This is a genomic window from Streptomyces sp. NBC_00080 (assembly GCF_045041255.1).
GTDB lineage: Bacteria > Actinomycetota > Actinomycetes > Streptomycetales > Streptomycetaceae > Streptomyces > Streptomyces coriariae.
Genome location: NZ_CP108235.1, coordinates 8,813,008 through 8,832,029 on the forward strand (window position 1 = coordinate 8,813,008; position 19,022 = coordinate 8,832,029).

General features: G+C 71.1%; 17 protein-coding genes. 6 read left to right on the plus strand and 11 right to left on the minus strand.

Features of this window, described 5'->3' with window-relative positions; genetic code table 11:
* Window positions 1–34: 34 nt before the first annotated feature.
* The 6 genes from OHU34_RS39395 to OHU34_RS39420 all read right to left on the minus strand — a co-directional run bounded on the left by OHU34_RS39395 (window position 35) and on the right by OHU34_RS39420 (window position 8,880).
* Window positions 35–1,123 carry a glutamate--cysteine ligase gene (locus OHU34_RS39395; RefSeq protein WP_142268666.1) on the minus strand — a complete coding sequence of 363 codons (1,089 nt, stop codon included), beginning with the start codon at window positions 1,121–1,123 and terminating at the stop codon, window positions 35–37.
* A gap of 57 nt (window positions 1,124–1,180) precedes the next feature.
* Complete coding sequence (glgB, locus tag OHU34_RS39400) at window positions 1,181–3,385, minus strand: 1,4-alpha-glucan branching enzyme (protein ID WP_230193692.1); 2,205 nt, start codon at window positions 3,383–3,385, stop codon at window positions 1,181–1,183.
* 5 nt (window positions 3,386–3,390) lie between these two features.
* Window positions 3,391–4,752, minus strand: a complete 1,362-nt coding sequence (locus OHU34_RS39405) for a maltokinase N-terminal cap-like domain-containing protein (RefSeq protein WP_142268664.1) — start codon at window positions 4,750–4,752, stop codon at window positions 3,391–3,393.
* Between the two features lie 28 nt (window positions 4,753–4,780).
* A complete protein-coding gene (gene treS, locus OHU34_RS39410; protein ID WP_142268663.1) occupies window positions 4,781–6,517 on the minus strand; it encodes a maltose alpha-D-glucosyltransferase in 1,737 nt (578 codons plus the stop codon).
* Window positions 6,518–6,549: 32 nt separating this feature from the next.
* Window positions 6,550–8,505, minus strand: coding sequence for an alpha-1,4-glucan--maltose-1-phosphate maltosyltransferase (locus OHU34_RS39415; RefSeq protein ID WP_405771026.1), 1,956 nt, complete (start codon window positions 8,503–8,505; stop codon window positions 6,550–6,552).
* A gap of 75 nt (window positions 8,506–8,580) precedes the next feature.
* A complete protein-coding gene (locus OHU34_RS39420; RefSeq protein WP_142268661.1) occupies window positions 8,581–8,880 on the minus strand; it encodes a DUF5133 domain-containing protein in 300 nt (99 codons plus the stop codon).
* A 298-nt stretch (window positions 8,881–9,178) separates the two neighbouring features.
* Between OHU34_RS39420 and OHU34_RS39425 the strand changes: the two genes are divergently transcribed.
* Both OHU34_RS39425 and glgX read left to right on the plus strand, forming a co-directional pair.
* Window positions 9,179–9,697 (plus strand): pep a2, encoded by a 519-nt coding sequence (locus OHU34_RS39425; RefSeq protein ID WP_142268660.1) that lies wholly within the window; start codon window positions 9,179–9,181, stop codon window positions 9,695–9,697.
* 53 nt (window positions 9,698–9,750) lie between these two features.
* On the plus strand, window positions 9,751–11,886 hold the full coding sequence (glgX, locus tag OHU34_RS39430; protein WP_405772509.1) for a glycogen debranching protein GlgX: 2,136 nt from the start codon (window positions 9,751–9,753) through the stop codon (window positions 11,884–11,886).
* A gap of 11 nt (window positions 11,887–11,897) precedes the next feature.
* On the opposite strand, the gene OHU34_RS39435 is transcribed toward glgX, so the two are convergent.
* Complete coding sequence (locus OHU34_RS39435) at window positions 11,898–12,701, minus strand: VOC family protein (RefSeq protein WP_028806373.1); 804 nt, start codon at window positions 12,699–12,701, stop codon at window positions 11,898–11,900.
* A 256-nt stretch (window positions 12,702–12,957) separates the two neighbouring features.
* Window positions 12,958–13,749 (minus strand): SigB/SigF/SigG family RNA polymerase sigma factor, encoded by a 792-nt coding sequence (locus OHU34_RS39440; RefSeq protein ID WP_142268659.1) that lies wholly within the window; start codon window positions 13,747–13,749, stop codon window positions 12,958–12,960.
* Window positions 13,750–14,038: 289 nt separating this feature from the next.
* Between OHU34_RS39440 and OHU34_RS39445 the strand changes: the two genes are divergently transcribed.
* The 4 genes from OHU34_RS39445 (at window position 14,039) to OHU34_RS39460 (ending at window position 16,890) form a co-directional block, all read left to right on the plus strand.
* Window positions 14,039–14,509 carry a MarR family winged helix-turn-helix transcriptional regulator gene (locus OHU34_RS39445; RefSeq protein ID WP_405771030.1) on the plus strand — a complete coding sequence of 157 codons (471 nt, stop codon included), beginning with the start codon at window positions 14,039–14,041 and terminating at the stop codon, window positions 14,507–14,509.
* Window positions 14,506–15,357: an ABC transporter ATP-binding protein gene (locus tag OHU34_RS39450; RefSeq protein ID WP_405771033.1), complete on the plus strand. Its 852-nt coding sequence runs from the start codon at window positions 14,506–14,508 to the stop codon at window positions 15,355–15,357. Before OHU34_RS39445 ends, OHU34_RS39450 begins: the two co-directional genes overlap by 4 nt.
* Complete coding sequence (locus OHU34_RS39455) at window positions 15,317–16,177, plus strand: ABC transporter permease (RefSeq protein ID WP_142268656.1); 861 nt, start codon at window positions 15,317–15,319, stop codon at window positions 16,175–16,177. The genes OHU34_RS39450 and OHU34_RS39455 overlap by 41 nt, the downstream gene beginning before the upstream one ends.
* 191 nt (window positions 16,178–16,368) lie before the next feature.
* Complete coding sequence (locus OHU34_RS39460) at window positions 16,369–16,890, plus strand: hypothetical protein (protein WP_142268655.1); 522 nt, start codon at window positions 16,369–16,371, stop codon at window positions 16,888–16,890.
* 34 nt (window positions 16,891–16,924) lie between these two features.
* On the opposite strand, the gene hemC is transcribed toward OHU34_RS39460, so the two are convergent.
* From hemC to OHU34_RS39475, 3 genes are all read right to left on the minus strand, one after another.
* Complete coding sequence (hemC, locus tag OHU34_RS39465; RefSeq protein ID WP_142268654.1) at window positions 16,925–17,860, minus strand: hydroxymethylbilane synthase; 936 nt, start codon at window positions 17,858–17,860, stop codon at window positions 16,925–16,927.
* A gap of 127 nt (window positions 17,861–17,987) precedes the next feature.
* A complete protein-coding gene (locus OHU34_RS39470; RefSeq protein WP_142268653.1) occupies window positions 17,988–18,455 on the minus strand; it encodes a GNAT family N-acetyltransferase in 468 nt (155 codons plus the stop codon).
* Window positions 18,452–18,970 carry a hypothetical protein gene (locus tag OHU34_RS39475; protein WP_230193678.1) on the minus strand — a complete coding sequence of 173 codons (519 nt, stop codon included), beginning with the start codon at window positions 18,968–18,970 and terminating at the stop codon, window positions 18,452–18,454. Before OHU34_RS39475 ends, OHU34_RS39470 begins: the two co-directional genes overlap by 4 nt.
* Between the last annotated feature and the right edge of the window lie 52 nt (window positions 18,971–19,022).

The window sequence follows — 19,022 nt, forward strand, 5'->3', positions numbered from 1 at the left end:
GAACGCACCACGGGTCCGCAACCGGGCGGCGGTCTCAGACCTGGGTCTGCTGCACGCAGGTGGTGACCACCTCGCGCAGACTGCCGGTGCGCTTCCACACCTCGCGCTGCATCCGGGAGCCGTTGCCGTGCCGCAGCAGTTCGGTACAGGAGGCGCGGGCCCGCTCCAGGTCACCGCTGTCCGCCAGCGCGTCCTGGACATGATCCAGCAGAGCCCGGACGATCGTCTCGGCGGGCACCGGCCGCATGGTCGCGGGGTGCAGCAGGTCCTCGGTGAGACCCGAGCGGGCGGCCCGCCAGCCGGCCAGCCGGAGCAGGCTCACGCTGTGGTCCAGCGGCTCCCGGCCGGCCTCCCGGTCCCGGGCGGCGGTCTCGACGAGCCCCCGCACCAGCGTGGCGATCAGCACGGCGGTGTCCGCGTGCAGACAGACGTCCGCCACCCGCACCTCCACCGTCGGATAGCGCGCCGACAGCCGGGCGTCGAAGTAGACCATGCCCTCGTCGAGGATCGTGCCGGTGGCCACCATGTCCGCCACCCGCCGGTGGTACCGGTCCGCCGACCCGAACAGCTCGGTCGGCCCGGCCGACGGCCAGCGCTGCCACACCCGGCTGCGATAGCTGCTGTAGTCCGTCTCCAGGCCCTGCCAGAACGGCGAGTTTGCGCTCAGCGCCGTCAGCACCGACAGCCAGGGCCGGATCCGGTCGAGGACCGCGACACCCTCCTCGTCCGACTCGACGGACACATGGACATGGCAGCCGCACACCATCTGCTCACGCGTCGCGATGCCGTACTGCTCCGCCATCCACTGGTAGCGCCGGTTCATGCTGACGGACGGGCGCACCGGCAACGGCGAGGTGGCGAGCGCGGCGACCGCGCACCCGGCCTCCCGCGCGTGCCGCGCCGCCTCCCCGCGTATACGGACGATCTCCGCGCCGAGTTCGCCCATGCCCGACTGCGGGTGGGTGTTGAACTCGAGCATCTGGTTGTGCAGTTCCTTCTCGAAGACGTCCTCCTCGGCCCCGCGCCGGGAGGCGCGGGCGAGGACGGCGGCGGACAGGGCCTGGGGCTCCCCGGTCTCCGGGTCGACCAGGAGGAGTTCTTCCTCCACTCCGACGGTGCGCACGGGATGCGGCCTCTCTCTGGCGGGTGGTACGCACCCGAATGCCCCGCCCGGGGCGGTTCACACGGACGACGGCGCCAGCCACACCGTGGCCAGAGGCGGCAGGGTGAGGGCGATCCCCCCGTCCCGCGCCGCGACGGGGGCGGGGTGGACGAGGCCGCTGCCGCCGTAGCACTCGGCGTCGGTGTTGAGCAGCTCGCGCCAGGCCGGCACCCCGTCGGGTACGGCGAGCCGGTAGTCGTGGCGCACGACCGGCGAGAAGTTGCTGACGGCGAGGAGCGGAGCGCCGTGGGCGTCGAGACGGAGGAACGCGAAGACGTTGTCCTCCGCGGCGTCGCCGACCACCCACCGGAAACCGGCGGGATCGGTGTCCCGCTCCCACAGGGCCGGGGTGGCCCGGTAGACCGTGTTGAGATCACGCACCAGGTCCCGCACCCCCCGGTGATCGCCTGCCGACGCGTACCCCGGGTCCAGCAGCCACCACTCGGGGCCGTGGGCCTCGGACCACTCCGCGCCCTGGGCGAACTCCTGGCCCATGAAGAGGAGTTGCTTGCCCGGGTGGGCCCACATGAACCCCAGGTACGCGCGGTGGTTGGCGCGCCGCTGCCACCAGTCGCCAGGCATCTTGGAGACCAGCGCCTGCTTGCCGTGGACGACCTCGTCGTGGGAGATGGGCAGCACGTAGTTCTCGCTGTAGGCGTACACCATCGAGAAGGTCATCTCGTTGTGGTGGTACTTGCGGTGCACCGGCTCCTTGGCGATGTACTCCAGCGAGTCGTGCATCCAGCCCATGTTCCACTTGAGGCCGAACCCCAGACCGCCGCTGTCGGTCGGCCGGGTCACCCCTTCCCACGCGGTGGACTCCTCCGCGATCGTCACCACCCCCGGGTTGCGGCGGTAGACCGTCGCGTTCATCTCCTGGAGGAACGCCATGGCGTCCAGGTCCTCCCGGCCGCCGAACACGTTGGGCGACCACTGTCCGGAGTCCCGCGAGTAGTCGAGGTAGAGCATGGAGGCGACGGCGTCCACCCGCAGTCCGTCGACGTGGAACTCCTCGCACCAGTAAGTGGCGTTCGCCACGAGGAAGTTGCGCACCTCCACACGCCCGAAGTCGAACTCGTACGTCCCCCAGTCCGGATGCTCGGCCCGCCGGGAGTCACCGGGCTCGTACAGCGGTTCCCCGTCGAACCGGCCCAGCGCCCAGTCGTCCTTGGGGAAGTGCGCCGGCACCCAGTCCACGATCACGCCGATCCCGGCCCGGTGCAGGGCGTCCACCAGGAACTTGAAGTCGTCGGGCGTGCCCAGGCGCGAGGCCGGCGCGTAGAACCCGGTGACCTGGTAGCCCCAGGAACCCGAGAACGGATGCTGGGCGACCGGCATGAACTCCACATGCGTGAAGCCGAGGTCGGCGACGTACGGCGGGAGCTCCTCGGCAAGCCGGCGGAACGTCAGCCCGGGCCGCCAGGAGGGCAGATGGACCTCGTACACGGAGAACGGCGCCGCATGCACGGGGACGTCCCCCCGGTGCGCCATCCACTCCTCGTCCGCCCACTCGTAGTGCGAGGCATGGACGATCGACGCGGTGTCCGGCGGCACCTCCGCGCGCCGGGCCATCGGGTCGGCCTTGAGGAAGCGGTGGCCGTGACGCGAGGTGATCTCGAACTTGTACCGGGCGCCCTCGCCGATCCCGGGCAGGAACAGCTCCCACACCCCGGACGAACCGAGGGACCGCATCGGGAAGGCGGTCCCGTCCCAGAAGCAGAAGTCCCCGGCGACGCGCACGCCCTGGGCGTTCGGCGCCCACACCGTGAACCGGGTGCCGGTCACACCCTGGTGGGCCATCGGCTCTGCGCCGAGCGCCTTCCACAGTTCCTCGTGCCGGCCCTCCCGGATGAGATGCAGGTCCAGGTCACCGAGCGCGGGCAGGAAGCGGTAAGGGTCCTCCACCTTGTGCTCGGTGCCCTCGTACGACACCAGCAGCGTGTACGCGGGAACGGCGTCGAGCGGCAGGACGACGGAGAAGAGACCGTCGCCCTCCGAGACCAGCGGGGTGGGATCGCCGTCGATCACGACACTCACCGCGTCCGCGAAGGGCCGCAACGCCCGGAAGACGATCCCGCCCGGGACCGGGTGCGCGCCCAGCAGGGCGTGCGGATCGTGGTGCGCGCCCGAGAGCAGGCGCCCACGGTCGGCCGGATCCGGCGCGGGCGCCGTGTGTGGGCGGGGACCGGCCGACTCGGGCGGAGAGGTGTCACGCAGGGCCACAGGGGTCAGCCTCCTCGGACGGCGAGTCGTTCGATCGCCGCCATGGGTACGGGCAGCCAGTCGGGACGGTTACGGGCCTCGTACAGCACTTCGTACACGGCTCGGTCCGTCTCGTAGGCACGCAGCAGGGCATGCTTCTTACGGGGGTCCCAGCCCGCGCGGGCCGCGTAGCCGGCGCAGTAGGCCTCCCGGCACCGGCGCGCCCACTCGGGCCGCCACGGACGGCGCTGGCGGGCGGCGTAGTCGAACGAGCGCAGCATCCCGGCGATGTCCCGGACCGGGGAGTGTGCACTGCGGCGCTCGGCCAGCGGACGGGACGGTTCGCCCTCGAAGTCGATGACGAACCAGTCGCGTCCGGCGCGCAGGACCTGCCCGAGGTGCAGGTCCCCGTGGATGCGCTGGGCGGGGGGGCCGGCGTCGCACACGGAGAGCGCGCCGAAGGCGGTGGTGAGGCCCGGCACGAACGGGCGCAGCGCCGGCACATGGTGCGCGGCCGCCTCCAGCCGCTCGGTCATCGCCGCCGCCGTCCGCCCGTCCTCGGCGTCCGGACCGGCCGGCAGCGCCGCGGCCAGCGCGAGGTGGACGTCCGCCGTGGCCCGTCCCAGTTCCTCGGCCTCCGCCGTGAAGTCCTCCCCGCGGGCGAGGGCCCGCAGCGCGAGCGTCCAGCCGTCCGACGCGTCGGGCAGGAACGGCTGGAGCACGCCGAGCGTCGCCTCCTGCGGGTGGGTCGTGCGGAACCAGGCCACGGGCGCGGGCACCCGCCCGCACCCCTGCCCGGCCAACGCGACCGGTACCTCCAGATCTGGGTTCACCCCGGGCTGGATACGCCGGAAGATCTTCAGGATGAACGCGTCCCCGTACACCAGCGAGGTGTTGGACTGCTCGGCCTCCAGCAGCCGCGGCGCGAGCCCGGGGGGCAGCGACACGGAGGGATCGGACTCGAAGCAGAGCGGGCCCAGCGTGCCGGGGTGCCGCATCCGCTCCAGGAGCAGATGCGCCGACCGGGGGTCCTGCAGCGCGTCATGGACCGTCAGACCGGCCATCGGCCCGTCCTCGACCCTGCCGATCAGTGCCCGTCCCAGCCGCGGCGACAGGTGTTCCTGGACGCCGAGCAGCAGCTGGTAGCAGTCGCCGGCCGGGGGAGTGCCCCCGGGAGTCGGCATGCCCGACTGATCGGCGTGCACGAGCAGATGCAGACAGCCCGGGTACAGCTCGGTCATCGACAGCATGCGCAGGTCGGTGAGGGGCCGGTCCTTGCCGGCGAACCAGCGCTGCCGCGGCAGCCATTCGCACAGCAGCGCGGCGAGCGGCCCGACGGAGCGGACGCCGCTCGCGCTGCTCGGTCGCAGGGGTGCGGTCTTCGTCACGGTGACCCATCCTTTCCCCGGCGCTCGCTCACAGGCGGCGGCCGATCCGGGACGCGGCTCTGGTGAGCCGGAACCAATAGAAGCCGTGTCCCGCGAGAGTGAGCAGGTAGGGCAGTTCCCCGATGGCGGGAAAGCGGACCCCGCCGAACAGCTCGACGGGGTGGCGGCCGTCGAACCGGCGCAGGTCGAGTTCGGTGGGCTGCGCGGAGCGCGAGAAGTTGTGCACGCACAGCACCACGTCGTCCCCTCCGTCGGCCGTCAGGGGGGCCTCGCGAAGGAAGGCGAGGACGGCCGGGTTGGAGGACTGGAGTTCGGTGTAGGTCCCGAGGCCGAAGGCGGGGTTCTGCTTGCGGATCTCGATCATGCGCCGGGTCCAGTGCAGCAGCGAGGAGGGCGACGACATCGACGCCTCCACGTTGGTGACCTGGTACCCGTAGACGGGATCCATGATCACGGGAAGGGACAGCCGGCCCGGGTCGCAGGAGGAAAAGCCTGCGTTGCGATCGGGTGTCCACTGCATGGGGGTGCGGACGGCGTCGCGGTCGCCGAGCCAGATGTTGTCGCCCATGCCGATCTCGTCGCCGTAGTAGAGGATCGGCGAGCCGGGCAGGGAGAGCAGCAGGGCGGTGAAGAGCTCGATCTGGTTGCGGTCGTTGTCGAGGAGGGGTGCGAGCCGGCGGCGGATGCCGATGTTGGCGCGCATACGCGGGTCTTTCGCGTATTCCGCGTACATGTAGTCGCGTTCCTCGTCGGTGACCATTTCGAGGGTGAGCTCGTCGTGGTTGCGCAGGAAGATGCCCCATTGGCAGCGGGAGGGGATCGCGGGGGTCTTGGCGAGGATTTCCGAGACCGGGTAGCGGGATTCCCTGCGGACGGCCATGAAGATGCGGGGCATGACGGGGAAGTGGAACGCCATGTGGCATTCGTCGCCGCCGGAGGCGTAGTCGCCGAAGTAGTCGACGACGTCCTCGGGCCACTGGTTGGCCTCGGCGAGGAGCACGGTGTCCGGGTAGTGGGTGTCGATGTCCTTGCGGACCCGCTTGAGGAACGCGTGCGAGGCCGGCAGGTTCTCGCAGTTCGTGCCCTCGGCCGCGTAGAGATAGGGCACCGCGTCCAGCCGGAAGCCGTCGATCCCGAGGTCGAGCCAGAACCGGAGGGCGGCCAGGATCTCCTCCTGCACGGCGGGGTTCTCGTAGTTGAGGTCCGGCTGGTGGGAGAAGAAGCGGTGGAAGAAGTACTGCTTGCGGACGGGGTCGAAGGTCCAGTTGGAGACTTCGGTGTCGACGAAGATGATGCGGGCGTCGCCGTACTGTTTGTCGTCGTCGGCCCACATGTAGTAGTCGCCGTAGGGGCCGTCGGGGTCTTTCCTCGATTCCTGGAACCACGGGTGCTGGTCGCTGGTGTGGTTCATCACGAAGTCGATGATGACGCGCATGCCGCGTTGGTGGGCGGCGTCGACGAATTCCACGAAGTCGGCGAGGTCGCCGAATTCGGGGAGGACGGCGGTGTAGTCGGATACGTCGTATCCGCCGTCCCGCAGGGGTGATTTGAAGAAGGGTGGCAGCCAGAGGCAGTCGACTCCCAGCCATTGCAGGTAGTCGAGTTTGGCGGTGATGCCTTTGAGGTCGCCGACGCCGTCGCCGTTGCTGTCCTGGAAGGAGCGGACGAGGACCTCGTAGAACACGGCGCGTTTGAACCACTCGGGGTCGCGGTCCTTGGCGGGGGTGTCCTCGAAGGTGTCCGGGACAGGGGAGTTGACGGTCATGGCGGGCTGGAGCCTCCGATCGGCGGTGCGGGTCACCGGACGTGGAACACGTGGGCAGGTGTTCGGCCGGGCTCCAGGCGCACGTAGTTCGTCCTGCCCCAGGCGTAGGTCTCGCCGGTCAGTTCGTCGTGCACGGTCAGGGACGCGCCGTCGTCCAGGCCGAGTTGCGGCATGTCCAACGAGACCGTCGCCTCCTGGGTGTGGTGGGGGTCGAGGTTGACGACCACCAGAACCGTGTTCGAACCCGCGCTCTTGCTGTACGCGATGACGGACGGGTTGTCCGTGCCGTGGAAACGGAGGTTCCGCAGCCAGTGCAGGGCCGGGTGCGCCCGCCGGATCTCGTTGAGCCGGGAGAGCAGCGGGGCGAGGCTGCGGCCCGCCCGCTCGGCGGCGGCCCAGTCACGGGGTTTGAGCTGGTACTTCTCCGAGTCGAGGTACTCCTCGCCGCCTTCCTTGAGCGCCGCGTTCTCGCAGAGTTCGTAGCCGCTGTAGATGCCCCAGGTCGGCGAGAGGGTGGCGGCGAGGACGGCGCGGATCTCGAAGGCGGGGCGGCCGCCGTGCTGAAGACAGGCGGGCAGGATGTCGGGGGTGTTGGCGAAGAAGTTGGGCCGCATGTAGGAGGCGGCGTCCCCCGAGAGCTCGGTGAGGTACTCGGTGAGCTCGTCCTTGGTGTTGCGCCAGGTGAAGTAGGTGTACGACTGCTGGAAGCCGATCTGGCCGAGGGTGTGCATCATCGCGGGACGGGTGAAGGCCTCGGCGAGGAAGATCACGTCGGGGTCGGTGCGGTTGATGTCCGCGATGACCCGCTCCCAGAACACGACCGGCTTGGTGTGCGGGTTGTCGACCCGGAAGATCCGCACGCCGTACGACATCCAGTGCCGCAGAACCCGCACGGTCTCGGAGATCAGGCCCTTCATGTCGGCGTCGAAAGCCAGGGGGTAGATGTCCTGGTATTTCTTCGGCGGGTTCTCGGCGTAGGCGATGGTGCCGTCGGGCCGGTGGTGGAACCACTCGCTGTGCTTGTGCACCCAGGGGTGGTCGGGGGAGCACTGGAGGGCGAAGTCGAGAGCGATCTCCAGGCCGAGCTCTCCGGCCCGCTCCACGAACCAGGCGAAGTCCTCCAACGTGCCCAGCTCCGGATGGACGGCGTCGTGACCGCCCTCCGGCGAGCCGATCGCCCAGGGCACGCCGACGTCGTCGGGGCCGGGGTCGAGCGTGTTGTTGCGGCCCTTGCGGAAGGTCGTGCCGATGGGGTGGATCGGCGGGAGGTAGACGACGTCGAAGCCCATGGCGGCGATGGCGGGGAGCCTGCGCGCGGCGGTGCGGAAGGTGCCGTGCGGGCGCTCGGGGGTGCCCTCGGAGCGCGGGAAGAACTCGTACCAGGCTCCGTACAGGGCGCGTTCCCGCTCGACCAGCAGCGGCAGCGGCTCGGACGCGGTGACCAGCTCCCGCAGCGGATACCGGCCGAGCACGGCGTCGACCTCCGGTGTCAGCGCCGCCGCGTAGCGTTCGGCCACCGGAGCCGAGTCGTCGAGCAGCTTCTTCGCCGCGTCCCGCAACAGGGTGCGCTCCGGTCCGCGCGGGGCCCGGGCGGCCGCCCGCTCGTAGAGCTGACCGCCCTCCTCCAGAACCAGACCCGGATCGATCCCGGCCGGGATCTTGATCTCCGCGTGGTGGCGCCAGGTGGTGATCGGGTCGCTCCAGGCCTCCACGGTGTAGGTCCAGCGGCCCATGGCCTCCAGGGTCACATCGGCTCCCCAGCGGTCGCTGCCCGGGGCGAGCTCGCGCATCGGGGTCCAGGGCCCGCGGCCGCCGTCCGGGTTCTTGAGGACCACGTTGGCGCCGATGGCGTCGTGGCCCTCGCGAAACACCGTCGCGGAGATCCGCACCGTCTCCCCGGTCACGGCTTTCGCCGACCGCCTACCGCACTCCACACGCGGTTCGACGTCCCGCACCGGGATACGGCCGATCGCCCTGGTGGACTTCACCCTTGCACCTCCGCTAGCTCGAAAATGGCTTCGTCCGCCCGGTGTTGGGCGAACGGACTGCGCCTGCGCGGAGCGCTACGTCTCCGCGGGCAGGCAGGGGAGCGGCCGCGTCGCGGAGAGCCGCGCGACGCCGCTTCTCCGGTTCAGGCTCCAGCGCTCCCGGTGGAGGGCGTCGACGCCGGCCCGCAGATACAGCTCGGCGGCGTCCGCGGCCTCCCGTGCGCAGCGCTTGCCCATCAGCACGCAGAGGGTGTAGCCGCAGTCCTCGAACGCGGCCCGCGCCGTGCGGTCCTCGGGTCGCGCCAGCATGTCCCGCTCCCAGGCCCGGTAACTGCGCAAGGTCCTGGCGACTTCTGTCTTCGCTGGTTGCAGCATCGCGCTGTGCACCTTCCGGGAGTTCAAGCAAGGGGGAGGTCGCTCGAGGCGGCCGGGTCGGCCCGTTGCGCGGAGGCGCGAAGTGTCCGACCTTGTGAGGCCTTCACTTATGGTGCACGGCGCATCACCCAACGTCCTGTTGGATCTTGGTTGTGGTGTGCTCGTGTTGCACGGATGGCGTAGCAGCCCCACTGTGGTTGTGACTCTGGAGCGATTACCGCTCACGCTTCGTATTGGGGAACTCTGGCCCGTCGGGCCGAGCAGGAGTGGGAGCCTCGCCGGTGAGGAGCGAACGACGATGAAGACAGCAGTCCCCTGCTACTACCGCCTCGATGTGGACGTCTGTCCGGAACGGGTCGGACAGGTCAGGCGCATCCTGGCCGCTCACCTGTCCTACTGGGAGCTCGAGACCCACGTCGAGACCGTCTGCCGCGGCGCCGAGATGCTGCTGACCGCGATCGACGAGCACGCCACGGACAAGCACACCTCGATCGAGATGTGGTGGAACGGACAACACCTGATCACGGCCGTCGGGGGTCGCGACCGCCGGCTGCGTCCCGACCAGGACCTGCGAGCCTGTCTGCAGCGCATCGCCGTGATGAGCGACGGCTGGGGGTGCTGCGCCACCGGCACCGGAAGCCAGGTCATCTGGTTCTCCCAGCGGGCCCGCTCCGGCGAACGTGTCCCGCGGGTGCGGACCGGGCCCGCGCCGAGCCTGCGCGAGGTGCGTCAAGTGCCGCGCGAACTGCCGGTGGCGGCCCTGGCCGCCCCGGCCCCGACGGACGAGGCGCACGGCGCCTTGGAGGCCGCCCGGTGACTTCACGGCCGAACCGGAAGGACCGCAAGGACCGCAGGAACCGGACGGACCGGATGGACCGGAGTGCCGGGGTGCCCGCCTGGAGCGGGCACCCCTTCCCGCTGGGCGCCGACTTCGACGGACAGGGCACCAACTTCGCGCTGTTCAGCGAGGTCGCCGAGCGTGTCGACCTCGTCCTGGTCGACGAGGACGGCGCCACCCGCGGTGTCCCGCTGACCGAGGTCGACGGCTTCGTCTGGCACGGCTACCTGCCCGGGATCGGCCCCGGGCAGCGCTACGGCTTCCGCGTGCACGGGCCGTGGAACCCCGGCTCCGGCCACCGGTGCAACCCGGCGAAGCTGCTCCTCGACCCCTACGCGCGCGCCGTCGACGGCCAGATCGACAACCACGCCTCCCTCTTCGAGCGGGCAGGCGACCGCCCCGACCCGGCGGACAGCGCCGGGCACACCCTGCTCGGCGTGGTCACCGACGCCGCCTTCGACTGGGGTGACGACGAGCCGCTGCGGCGCCCTTACGCCGACACGGTGATCTACGAGGCCCATGTACGCGGCCTGACCCGCACCCATCCCGAGGTTCCGCCCGCCCTGCGGGGCACCTACGCCGGTCTCGCGCACCCGGCGGTGACCGAGCACCTCACCTCGCTGGGCGTGACGGCGATCGAGCTGATGCCCGTGCATCAGTACGTGCAGGACGGTGTCCTGACGGACCGGGGCCTGTCCAACTACTGGGGTTACAACACCATCGGCTTCTTCGCCCCGCACAACGCCTACGCCGCCCACGGCACCCGCGGCGAGCAGGTCATCGAGTTCAAGTCCATGGTGAAGGCGCTGCACGCGGCCGGCCTGGAAGTGATCCTCGACGTCGTCTACAACCACACCGCCGAGGGCAACGAGAAGGGCCCCACCCTCTCCTTCCGCGGCATCGACAACGCCTCCTACTACCGGCTCGTGGACGGCGACTGGGGGCATTACTACGACACCACCGGCACCGGCAACAGCCTGCTCATGCGGCACCCGTACGTCCTGCAGCTGATCATGGACTCGCTGCGGTACTGGGTGACGGAGATGCATGTCGACGGCTTCCGCTTCGACCTCGCGGCCACCCTCGCCCGCCAGTTCCACGAGGTGGACCGGCTGTCCGCGTTCTTCGACCTCATCCAGCAGGACCCCGTGATCAGCCGCGTCAAGCTCATCGCCGAACCCTGGGACGTCGGCGAGGGCGGCTACCAGGTGGGCAACTTCCCGCCGCTGTGGTCGGAGTGGAACGGCCCCTACCGCGACGCCGTACGCGACTTCTGGCGCGCGGAACCCGGCTCGCTGGGCGAGTTCGCCTCCCGGCTCACCGGCTCCTCGGACCTGTACGCCCACAGCAGGCGCCGTCCGCGCGCCGGTGTCAACTTCGTCACCGCGCACGACGGTTTCACACTGCGCGACCTCGTCTCGTACAACGACAAGCACAACGAGGCCAACGGTGAGGGCAACCGGGACGGGGAGAGCACCAACCGCTCCTGGAACTGCGGGACCGAGGGGCCCACCGACCGACCGGCGGTCCTGGAACTGCGGGCCAGGCAACAGCGCAACCTGCTCGCCACGCTGCTGCTGTCGCAGGGCATCCCGATGATCGGCCACGGCGACGAACTCGGCCGCACCCAGGGCGGCAACAACAACGCCTACTGCCAGGACAGCGAAGTCTCCTGGGTCGACTGGCGGTTGACCGACGAGCAGCGGGGGCTGGCGGACTTCTGCCGGCGCCTCGTCGCCCTGCGCGCCGCCCACCCCGTGCTGCGCCGGCGCCGTTTCTTCCGGGGAGAGACCGTCAGGCACGCCGGGCAACCGCTGCCCGACCTGGTCTGGCTGCTGCCGGACGCGCGCGAGATGGCGGACCGCGACTGGCAGCGCGCCGACGCGCACAGCGTCGGTGTCTTCCTCAACGGCGACGCCATCGCCGAGCCCGACCCCCGTGGCCGGCCCGTCGTGGACGACTCGTTCCTGCTGCTGTTCAACAGCTACTGGGAACCCGTCGTCTTCCGGCTGCCCGACGCCGCCTACGGCGAGCGCTGGACGGTGTGCGCCGACACCACCGAGCCCGACGGCGACCCGGACGAGACGGAGTACAAGGCGGGCGCGGAGGTGACGCTGGAGGCCCGCAGTCTGATCGTGCTGGCCCGGCCCCCGCGCCGTTCCGACTGAGACCGGGGCGCTCAGCGCCCCCGGCTGGACGTCACCGTGAACTGGGCGCCGTCCGGGTCGCGCAGCACGGCCTCGTGGGCGGTCTCGATCAGCACGCTGCCGCCGTGCTTCTCGGCCGCCCGGGCACAGGCCGTCACGTCCGCGACGGCGAAGTGGACCTGCCAGTGCGGACGGATCGTGGGGTCGGGCGCCGCCTCCAGGGCGCCCGACTCGATCCGGGCGACCACATCGCCCCGGCTGCGCAGCACGACCTCGCCGCGCTCGTAGTGGACCTCGACGCAGCCGGGGCGGTCCGTGGCCCAGTCGAGGATCTCACCGTAGAAGATGGCGGAGTCGAAGGCGTCGCGGGTGTGCAGCCTGATGAAGGCGGGCGCGTCCTGCCGCCAGGCCTCCCAGTTGCCGATCAGCTCGCCCTCCCAGATACCGAAGGTCGCGCCGTCCCGGTCGGCCAGCAGCGCCGCCCGGCCCGGCGGCAGCGAGATCGGGCCCACGGCCACGGTTCCGCCGCGCTCCCGGGTCCGGGAGGCGGCGTCGTCCGCGCTGGGGACGGCGAAGTACGGCGTCCAGGCGACCGCCATCTGCCACATCGAGGCGACGGCGGCCACCCCGGCGACCGGCACGCTGCCGACCAGTGCCGTGCGGAAGTGGTCGCCGAGCACCCCCCGGCGCCACTCCCAGCCCAGGACGGCCTCGTAGAACCCCTGGGTGGCGTCCAGATCGCGGCTGGTCAGACTCACCCAGCAGGGCGCACCGAACACGGAGTGCGTGGAGACTGATCCCCGCGTACCGGGGGCGGATGTCGGGCGACGGTTCATGGCACTCGCGTTCCTGGTCTCTCGGCCGGCGGGCTGGGCTATCGGGCTGGGCTACCACCAGTGTCCGGCCGGAACCGTCCCGGGCGCCTGCCGAGCAAAGCCGGTGACACGATGGAGCGGTGGCACGAGTACCGCAGGAAACGGCTGACGAAACGGCCCGGATCTTGCCGCCCCCGGGCCTTCGGAGTGAAGTCCCCCCGGGCCTTCGGAGTGAAGTCCCCCTGGGCCTTTGGAGTGAGGTCCCCCGGGGTGAGAGTCAGTCCGCCTCGGCGGCGATCTCCTCGCGCAGCCGGGCGAAGCAGCCGCTGAGCAGGCGTGAGACGTGCATCTGGGAGATGCCCAGCTGCTCGGCGATCCGGCTCTGGGTCATGCCCGCGAAGAACCGCATGTACAGGATCGTCCGTTCGCGCTCCGGCAGGGCCCGTAGACAGGGCGCCACGGCCACCCGGTCGACGACGGCGTCGTAACCGGGATCGGGGTCGCCGAGGGCGTCCTCGAGCGCGTAGCCGTCGGTGCCGGGCAGTTCGGCCTCCAGCGACAGAGCGGAGAAGCACTCCAGAGCCTCCGCGCCGGTGCGCACCTCGTCCTCGGTGAGCTGCGCGTACGCGGCGATCTCGGCGACGGTGGGAGGACGCCCCGGAGTCGTCTGCGACAGTTCCTTCGCGGCGCTCCGTACCCGGTTGCGCAGGTCCTGGACCCGGCGAGGTACGTGCAGCGTCCACATGTGGTCGCGGAAGTGCCGCTTGATCTCACCGGTGATCGTCGGCACCGCGTACGCCTCGAAGGCGCGGCCGCGGTCCGGGTCGTAGTGGTCGACGGCCTTGACGAGTCCCAGGGCGGCGACCTGGTACAGGTCCTCGAGGTTCTCGCCGCGCCCCCGGAACCGGACGGCGATCCGTTCGGCCATGGGCAGCCAGAGGCGGACCAGCTCGTCCTTGAGCGCCTGGCGCTCCGGCCCGTCGGGCAGGCCGGTGAGCCGCACGAAGGACTCGGCGGTGTCGGGAGCGTCGTCGTGGGGGTGCTGCTTCGTTCTGACGGTGCTACGCATCACGCGCGCCTTCCTCAGAAGGATGCCGATGGGCAATCGGGCACCGTGGGAACCCGCGATCGGACCGAAAGGGAGAACACCCGGGACCGGCCACGCGGCGGGATCCCACGGACGTGCCTCCTGTCCGAAGCACTCCTGTCCGGATGCCCGTCATGGAGCTTCTTGAACCATTTTCTCCCTAATTGCCCCGTGTCGCTCCCTGGCTCGCACCGCCGACTCGCACCCTTGACTCTTCCTTGGGCCGATCACCCCTGCCGATTAGCTCTGACACAGAGGTAATCTCGTTCGCGTGGATCAGGAGCGGTGGGACCAGGAGACGTTCCCGGAAGAGTTCGCCGACGCGCTCGTCGGCGTCCAGCGGCTGCTCAGACGGCGGCTGCGGGCGGGCCTCAGCGTGCCGCGGCTGCGCGGTGCCGAGGTCGAGCTGCTGCGCCTGGTCGAGGCGCGGCCCGGCATCGGCGTCTCGGACGCCGCCAAGGAGCTGTACCTGGCGGGCAACTCCGTCTCGACCCTCGTCAATCAGCTGGTCAAGGACGGCTACCTGGTCCGCGAGACCGACCCCGCCGACCGGCGCGCCGCCCGGCTGCTGCTCACCGAGGCGGCCGAGGCCCGGCTGCGGGCGTGGCGGGAGCGGCGCGCCGCACTCGTCGGCCGGCAGGTCGCCCGCCTCGACGCCGCCGACCGGGAAGCCCTGCGCGCGGCGCTCCCCGCCCTGCGCGCGCTCGCCGTCAACCTGCACGAGGAGGCCGAGGAGTCATGACGACCGACAGTGCCACGGACGCCGTCGCCTGCACCGGGCTCGCCTACGCCTTCGGTGACACGAAGGCGGTCGACGGGCTCGACCTGACCGTCCGGGAGGGCGAGGTCTTCGGCCTGCTCGGGCCCAACGGAGCCGGCAAGACCACCGCCATTCGCTGCATCACGACCCTGCTGCCGGTCCCGTCCGGCATGGTGCGCGTCTTCGGTCGGGACACCGCCGGCGACCGCATGGCCGTACGCAGGCTGCTCGGCTACGTCCCGCAGCAGCTGTCCGCCGACTCGGGGCTCACCGGCCGGGAGAACGTCTCCCTGTTCGCCCGCGTCTTCGACGTGTCCCGGCGCGAGCGTGCCGAACGCGTCGACCAGGCGCTGGGTGCCGTCGGTCTCACGGACGCCGCCGACCGGCTCGCCGGCACCTACTCCGGCGGCATGGTCCGTCGTCTCGAACTCGCCCAAGCCCTGGTCAGCGCGCCCCGGCTGCTGATCCTCGACGAACCGACGATCGGCCTCGACCCGATCGCCCGAACGGGTGTCTGGGAGCACATCACCGCGGTACGCGAGGCCACCGGCATGACCGTCCTGGTGACCACGCACTACATGGACGAGGCCGACCAGTACTGCGACCGGGTCGGCCTGATGCACCGCGGCCGGATCCGCGCCCTCGGCACCCCCGCCGAGCTCCGGCAGGGGCTCGGCGAACGCCGACGCGCCGAGGGCGCGCCGGCCACCGACCCGCAGCCGACCCTGGAGGACGTCTTCCGGGAGGTCGCCGGCAGCGGCCTCGACGAGCAGGCAGGAGATTTCCGCGATGTCCGAAGCACCCGCCGTACCGCTCAGCGCGTCGGCTGACCGCGCCCGTCCGCAGAACATCGACCTGCTGCTGCGGCCGCCCCGGCCCCGTGTCGGCCGACTGCTGCTGCCGGCCCGGGTCGCCGCCCTGTGCGCCGTCGAACTGCAGAAGCTGCGCCACGACCGCACCGAGCTGTACACCCGGGCGGTCCAGCCGGCCCTGTGGCTGCTGATCTTCGGGCAGACCTTCACCCGCATCAAGGCGATCCCGACCGACGGCATCCCCTACATCGACTATCTGGCGCCCGGCATCATCGCCCAGTCCGCGATGTTCATCGCCATCTTCTACGGCATCCAGATCATCTGGGAGCGGGACGCCGGTGTCCTCAACAAGCTGCTCGTCACGCCGACCCCGCGCTCCGCGCTCATCACCGGCAAGGCGTTCGCGGCCGGGGTGAAGTCGGTGATCCAGGCGGTCGTCGTGGTCGTCATCGCCGCCCTGCTCGGTGTCGCCCTGACCTGGAACCCGCTGAAGCTGCTCGGGGTCGCCGCGATCGTCGTCCTCGGCTCGGCCTTCTTCTCCTGTCTGTCGATGACCATCGCGGGCATCGTCCTCAGCCGCGACCGCCTGATGGGCTTCGGGCAGGCGATCACCATGCCGCTGTTCTTCGGCTCCAACGCGCTCTATCCGGTCGCCGTCATGCCGGGCTGGCTCCAGGCCGTCAGCAAGGTCAACCCCCTCAGCTACGAGGTGGACGCGCTCCGGGGGCTGCTCCTCGGCACGCCCGCGCACCTCGCCCTCGACTTCGGGGTGCTGATCGTGGCCGCCGGGCTCGGCATCGCCGCGGCCTCCTCGCTGCTGGGCCGGCTGGCCCGCTGATCCCGGCCGGGAACGTGATGTGCGGCACGCCCGTGCCAGGCCCTTGCGCGGCCTGTCGGCGGATTCTGCCTGCGCACGGCTTGATCAGCGATCAAAAGGGATGAATTCCCTGGCCACAGCGCATTCTGCTCATTTGACAGTGCGATCGGCGCACGGATAGGAAGCAGCCGGTAGAAGTCGAGAGGTGGACTGTGTACGAGCCGAACGTGGTCGGGGACTGGCAGGAGTACGACGAGCATGCCGGTCTGCGGGTCTGCGTCCACCGCCTGGAGCAGAGTGAGCCGCCCAGGGGACGCGACGACGCCGCAGAGGGGCTGACGTACTTCTGCCTGCGGGTGACCGTCGAGAACCGGGGCGGCAAGAACTCCACCATCCACCTCGAGGACGGACAGATCGACGTACGGCTCGGGCCCGACGGGGAGAGCGCGTTCATCGACTGGCGCAACTCGCAGTTCATCGAGGGCTTCGACGTCTATCCGCTGCGCCGGGCCACCGCGGTGCTGTACGCGGCGGGCCCCGAGGCGTCGCTCGCCCAGGTGGACGTCCAGGTCCAGCTGCGGGTCGACGACGACTGGGCCGACCGCCGGCTGTGGACGGGCGGCATCGGCCTGGCCGAGGGATCCGGTGGGGCCCCGGCCGGCGCGGGACGCGAGAGCCTGGCCCGTCAGGTCAGCAACTTCCTGCGCGACCAGGCCGAAGAGGGCAGCGCCTGAGGGGTGCCGCGCCCTTCGCCCGGTCGGCGGACGGTCAGTGCGGGATGCCGTCGATGATCTCGCGCGCGCCCTGACGCAGCAGCGACACCGCCACCGACGTGCCGAGCGTCGCCGGATCGAGTCGGCCGGCCCACTCGTGGGCGTTCAGCCGGGTCTTGCCGTCCGCGGTGAACACACAGGCCCGCAGGGACAGTTCCCCGCTGCGGTCCACGCGCGCGAAGCCGGCGATCGGGCTGTTGCAGTGGCCCTGGAGCACATGCAGGAACATGCGTTCCGCCGTGGCCTCCCGATGGGTGGCCGGATCGCCCAGCCCGCTGACGACGTCGATGACGTCGGTGTCGCCCTCGCGGCACTGCAGGGCGAGGATGCCCGCGCCGATCGGCGGCATCATGGTCTCCGGCGACAGCACCTCGCTGATCACGTCCTGCCGCCCGATGCGCTCCAGGCCGGACACGGCGAGCAGCAGCGCGTCCGCCTCGCCCGCCGCCAGCTTCTCCAGCCGCCGGTTGGCGTTGCCCCGGAACGGCACGCACTCCAGGTGGGGATGGGTGGCGGCGAGCTGGGCGACCCGGCGCACCGAGGAGGTGCCGATCCGCGTCCCGGCCGGAAGCTGGTCCAGAGTGCGGCCACCCGGGTGCACCAGGGCGTCACGGATGTCGTCGCGCTGCAGGAACGCGGCGAACACCGTGCCCGCGGGCAGCGGCCGGTCCGCCGGCACGTCCTTGACGCAGTGCACCGCGAGATCCGCCGCACCGGCCAGCAGTGCCGCGTCGACCTCCTTGGTGAAGGCGCCCTTGCCGTCGACCTTCGACAGGTCGCCCATCCACTTGTCGCCGGTCGTCTTCACGGGGACGACCTCGGTGCGCACACCGGGATGCAGGGCGGCCAACTCCGAGCGCACGCGCTCCACTTGGGCCAGCGCCATGGGTGAGTCACGGGAGACGATACGGATCATTTCCGGAACGGACATGCGGGACACGATAGACCCTCGCGGACCGTGCCCCGTGCCGGTGGCCGGTTTCGGTCGCGGGTGGATGGCCCGTCGCCGGCGGTTCCGCGGGCCCGCGGACGAGTGGCGGGCGACCGCCTTTCCGCCGTCAGGAGGTCACGTCGAGAACGAAGCGCCGCTTGTCGGTGCCGAGGGCGCCGAGCCGGGCGTAGAAGCGGATCGCCCCGTCGTTCCAGGCCGGGGTCTGCCACTGCACCTCGCCCATGCCCAGACTCCGGGCCTGGGCCGCGACGGCCGCCACCAACAGGGCGCCCAGACCCAGGCCGCGGTGGCCGGGGGTGAGGAACAGACAGTCCATGAGGAGGTACTCGCGGCCCTCCCAGGTGGAGAGCTCGGGCGCGCAGGTCGCGTAGCCGACGACCTCGCCCTCGGGCAGTTCGGCGACCAGGCAGTACAGCCGGGGCGTCGGGGCGTCGAAGAGGAGCCCGGCCAGCCGCTTCGCGAGGTCGGGCACGGGCGGGGCGGCGCGCTCGTACTCCGCGTGCTGGGCGGCGAGTTCGGCGACGCGCGGCAGATCGGACCGTTCGGCGTGCCGGACCCGTGCTGCGGCGCTCACCTGACGTTCCCCTCGACCGTGTCCGCGCCCCAGGCGGCCAGCCGCTCCCCGAGAGGGCCGGTGCCGTCCAGGACGTGCCGTGCGAAGGCGTCGCGCTCATGGGCCAGGACGGCCGCCTCCCACACGCACGGAGCCAACCCCACCCGCCCCGGCCGCAGTTCATCCGGCCGGTCGGCCGGACCCGTGAACACCGCGAGGTCCGACATATGGCCCTCGATCCAGGTGTGCACCAGGAGGTAGTCACCGTCACCGCCCGCGTGCACCAGCACGACGGCGAGGCCGAGCGATCCCCGCAGCGCCCCGAGTGCCAGGTGGCCGGCAGCGACCCGCAGCGCCTCCCGGGCGGCGGGTTCCGTCACCGTCCGCCCCGGCGCTTCGAGCGCGTACGCCTTGACCAGGTGCCCGGCGACCTCTCGGGTGCCCAACGGCCGGGCGGTGCGGGCGTGATGGTCCTCGGCGAGGGCGAGCAGCTCCTTCACCGGCACGGCCGGCGGCAGTTCGTCGTGAAGATCCATCCGGACATCATGGGGGCGTGCGTGCGCCGCCGTCCACGGTCGGGGAGCGCGC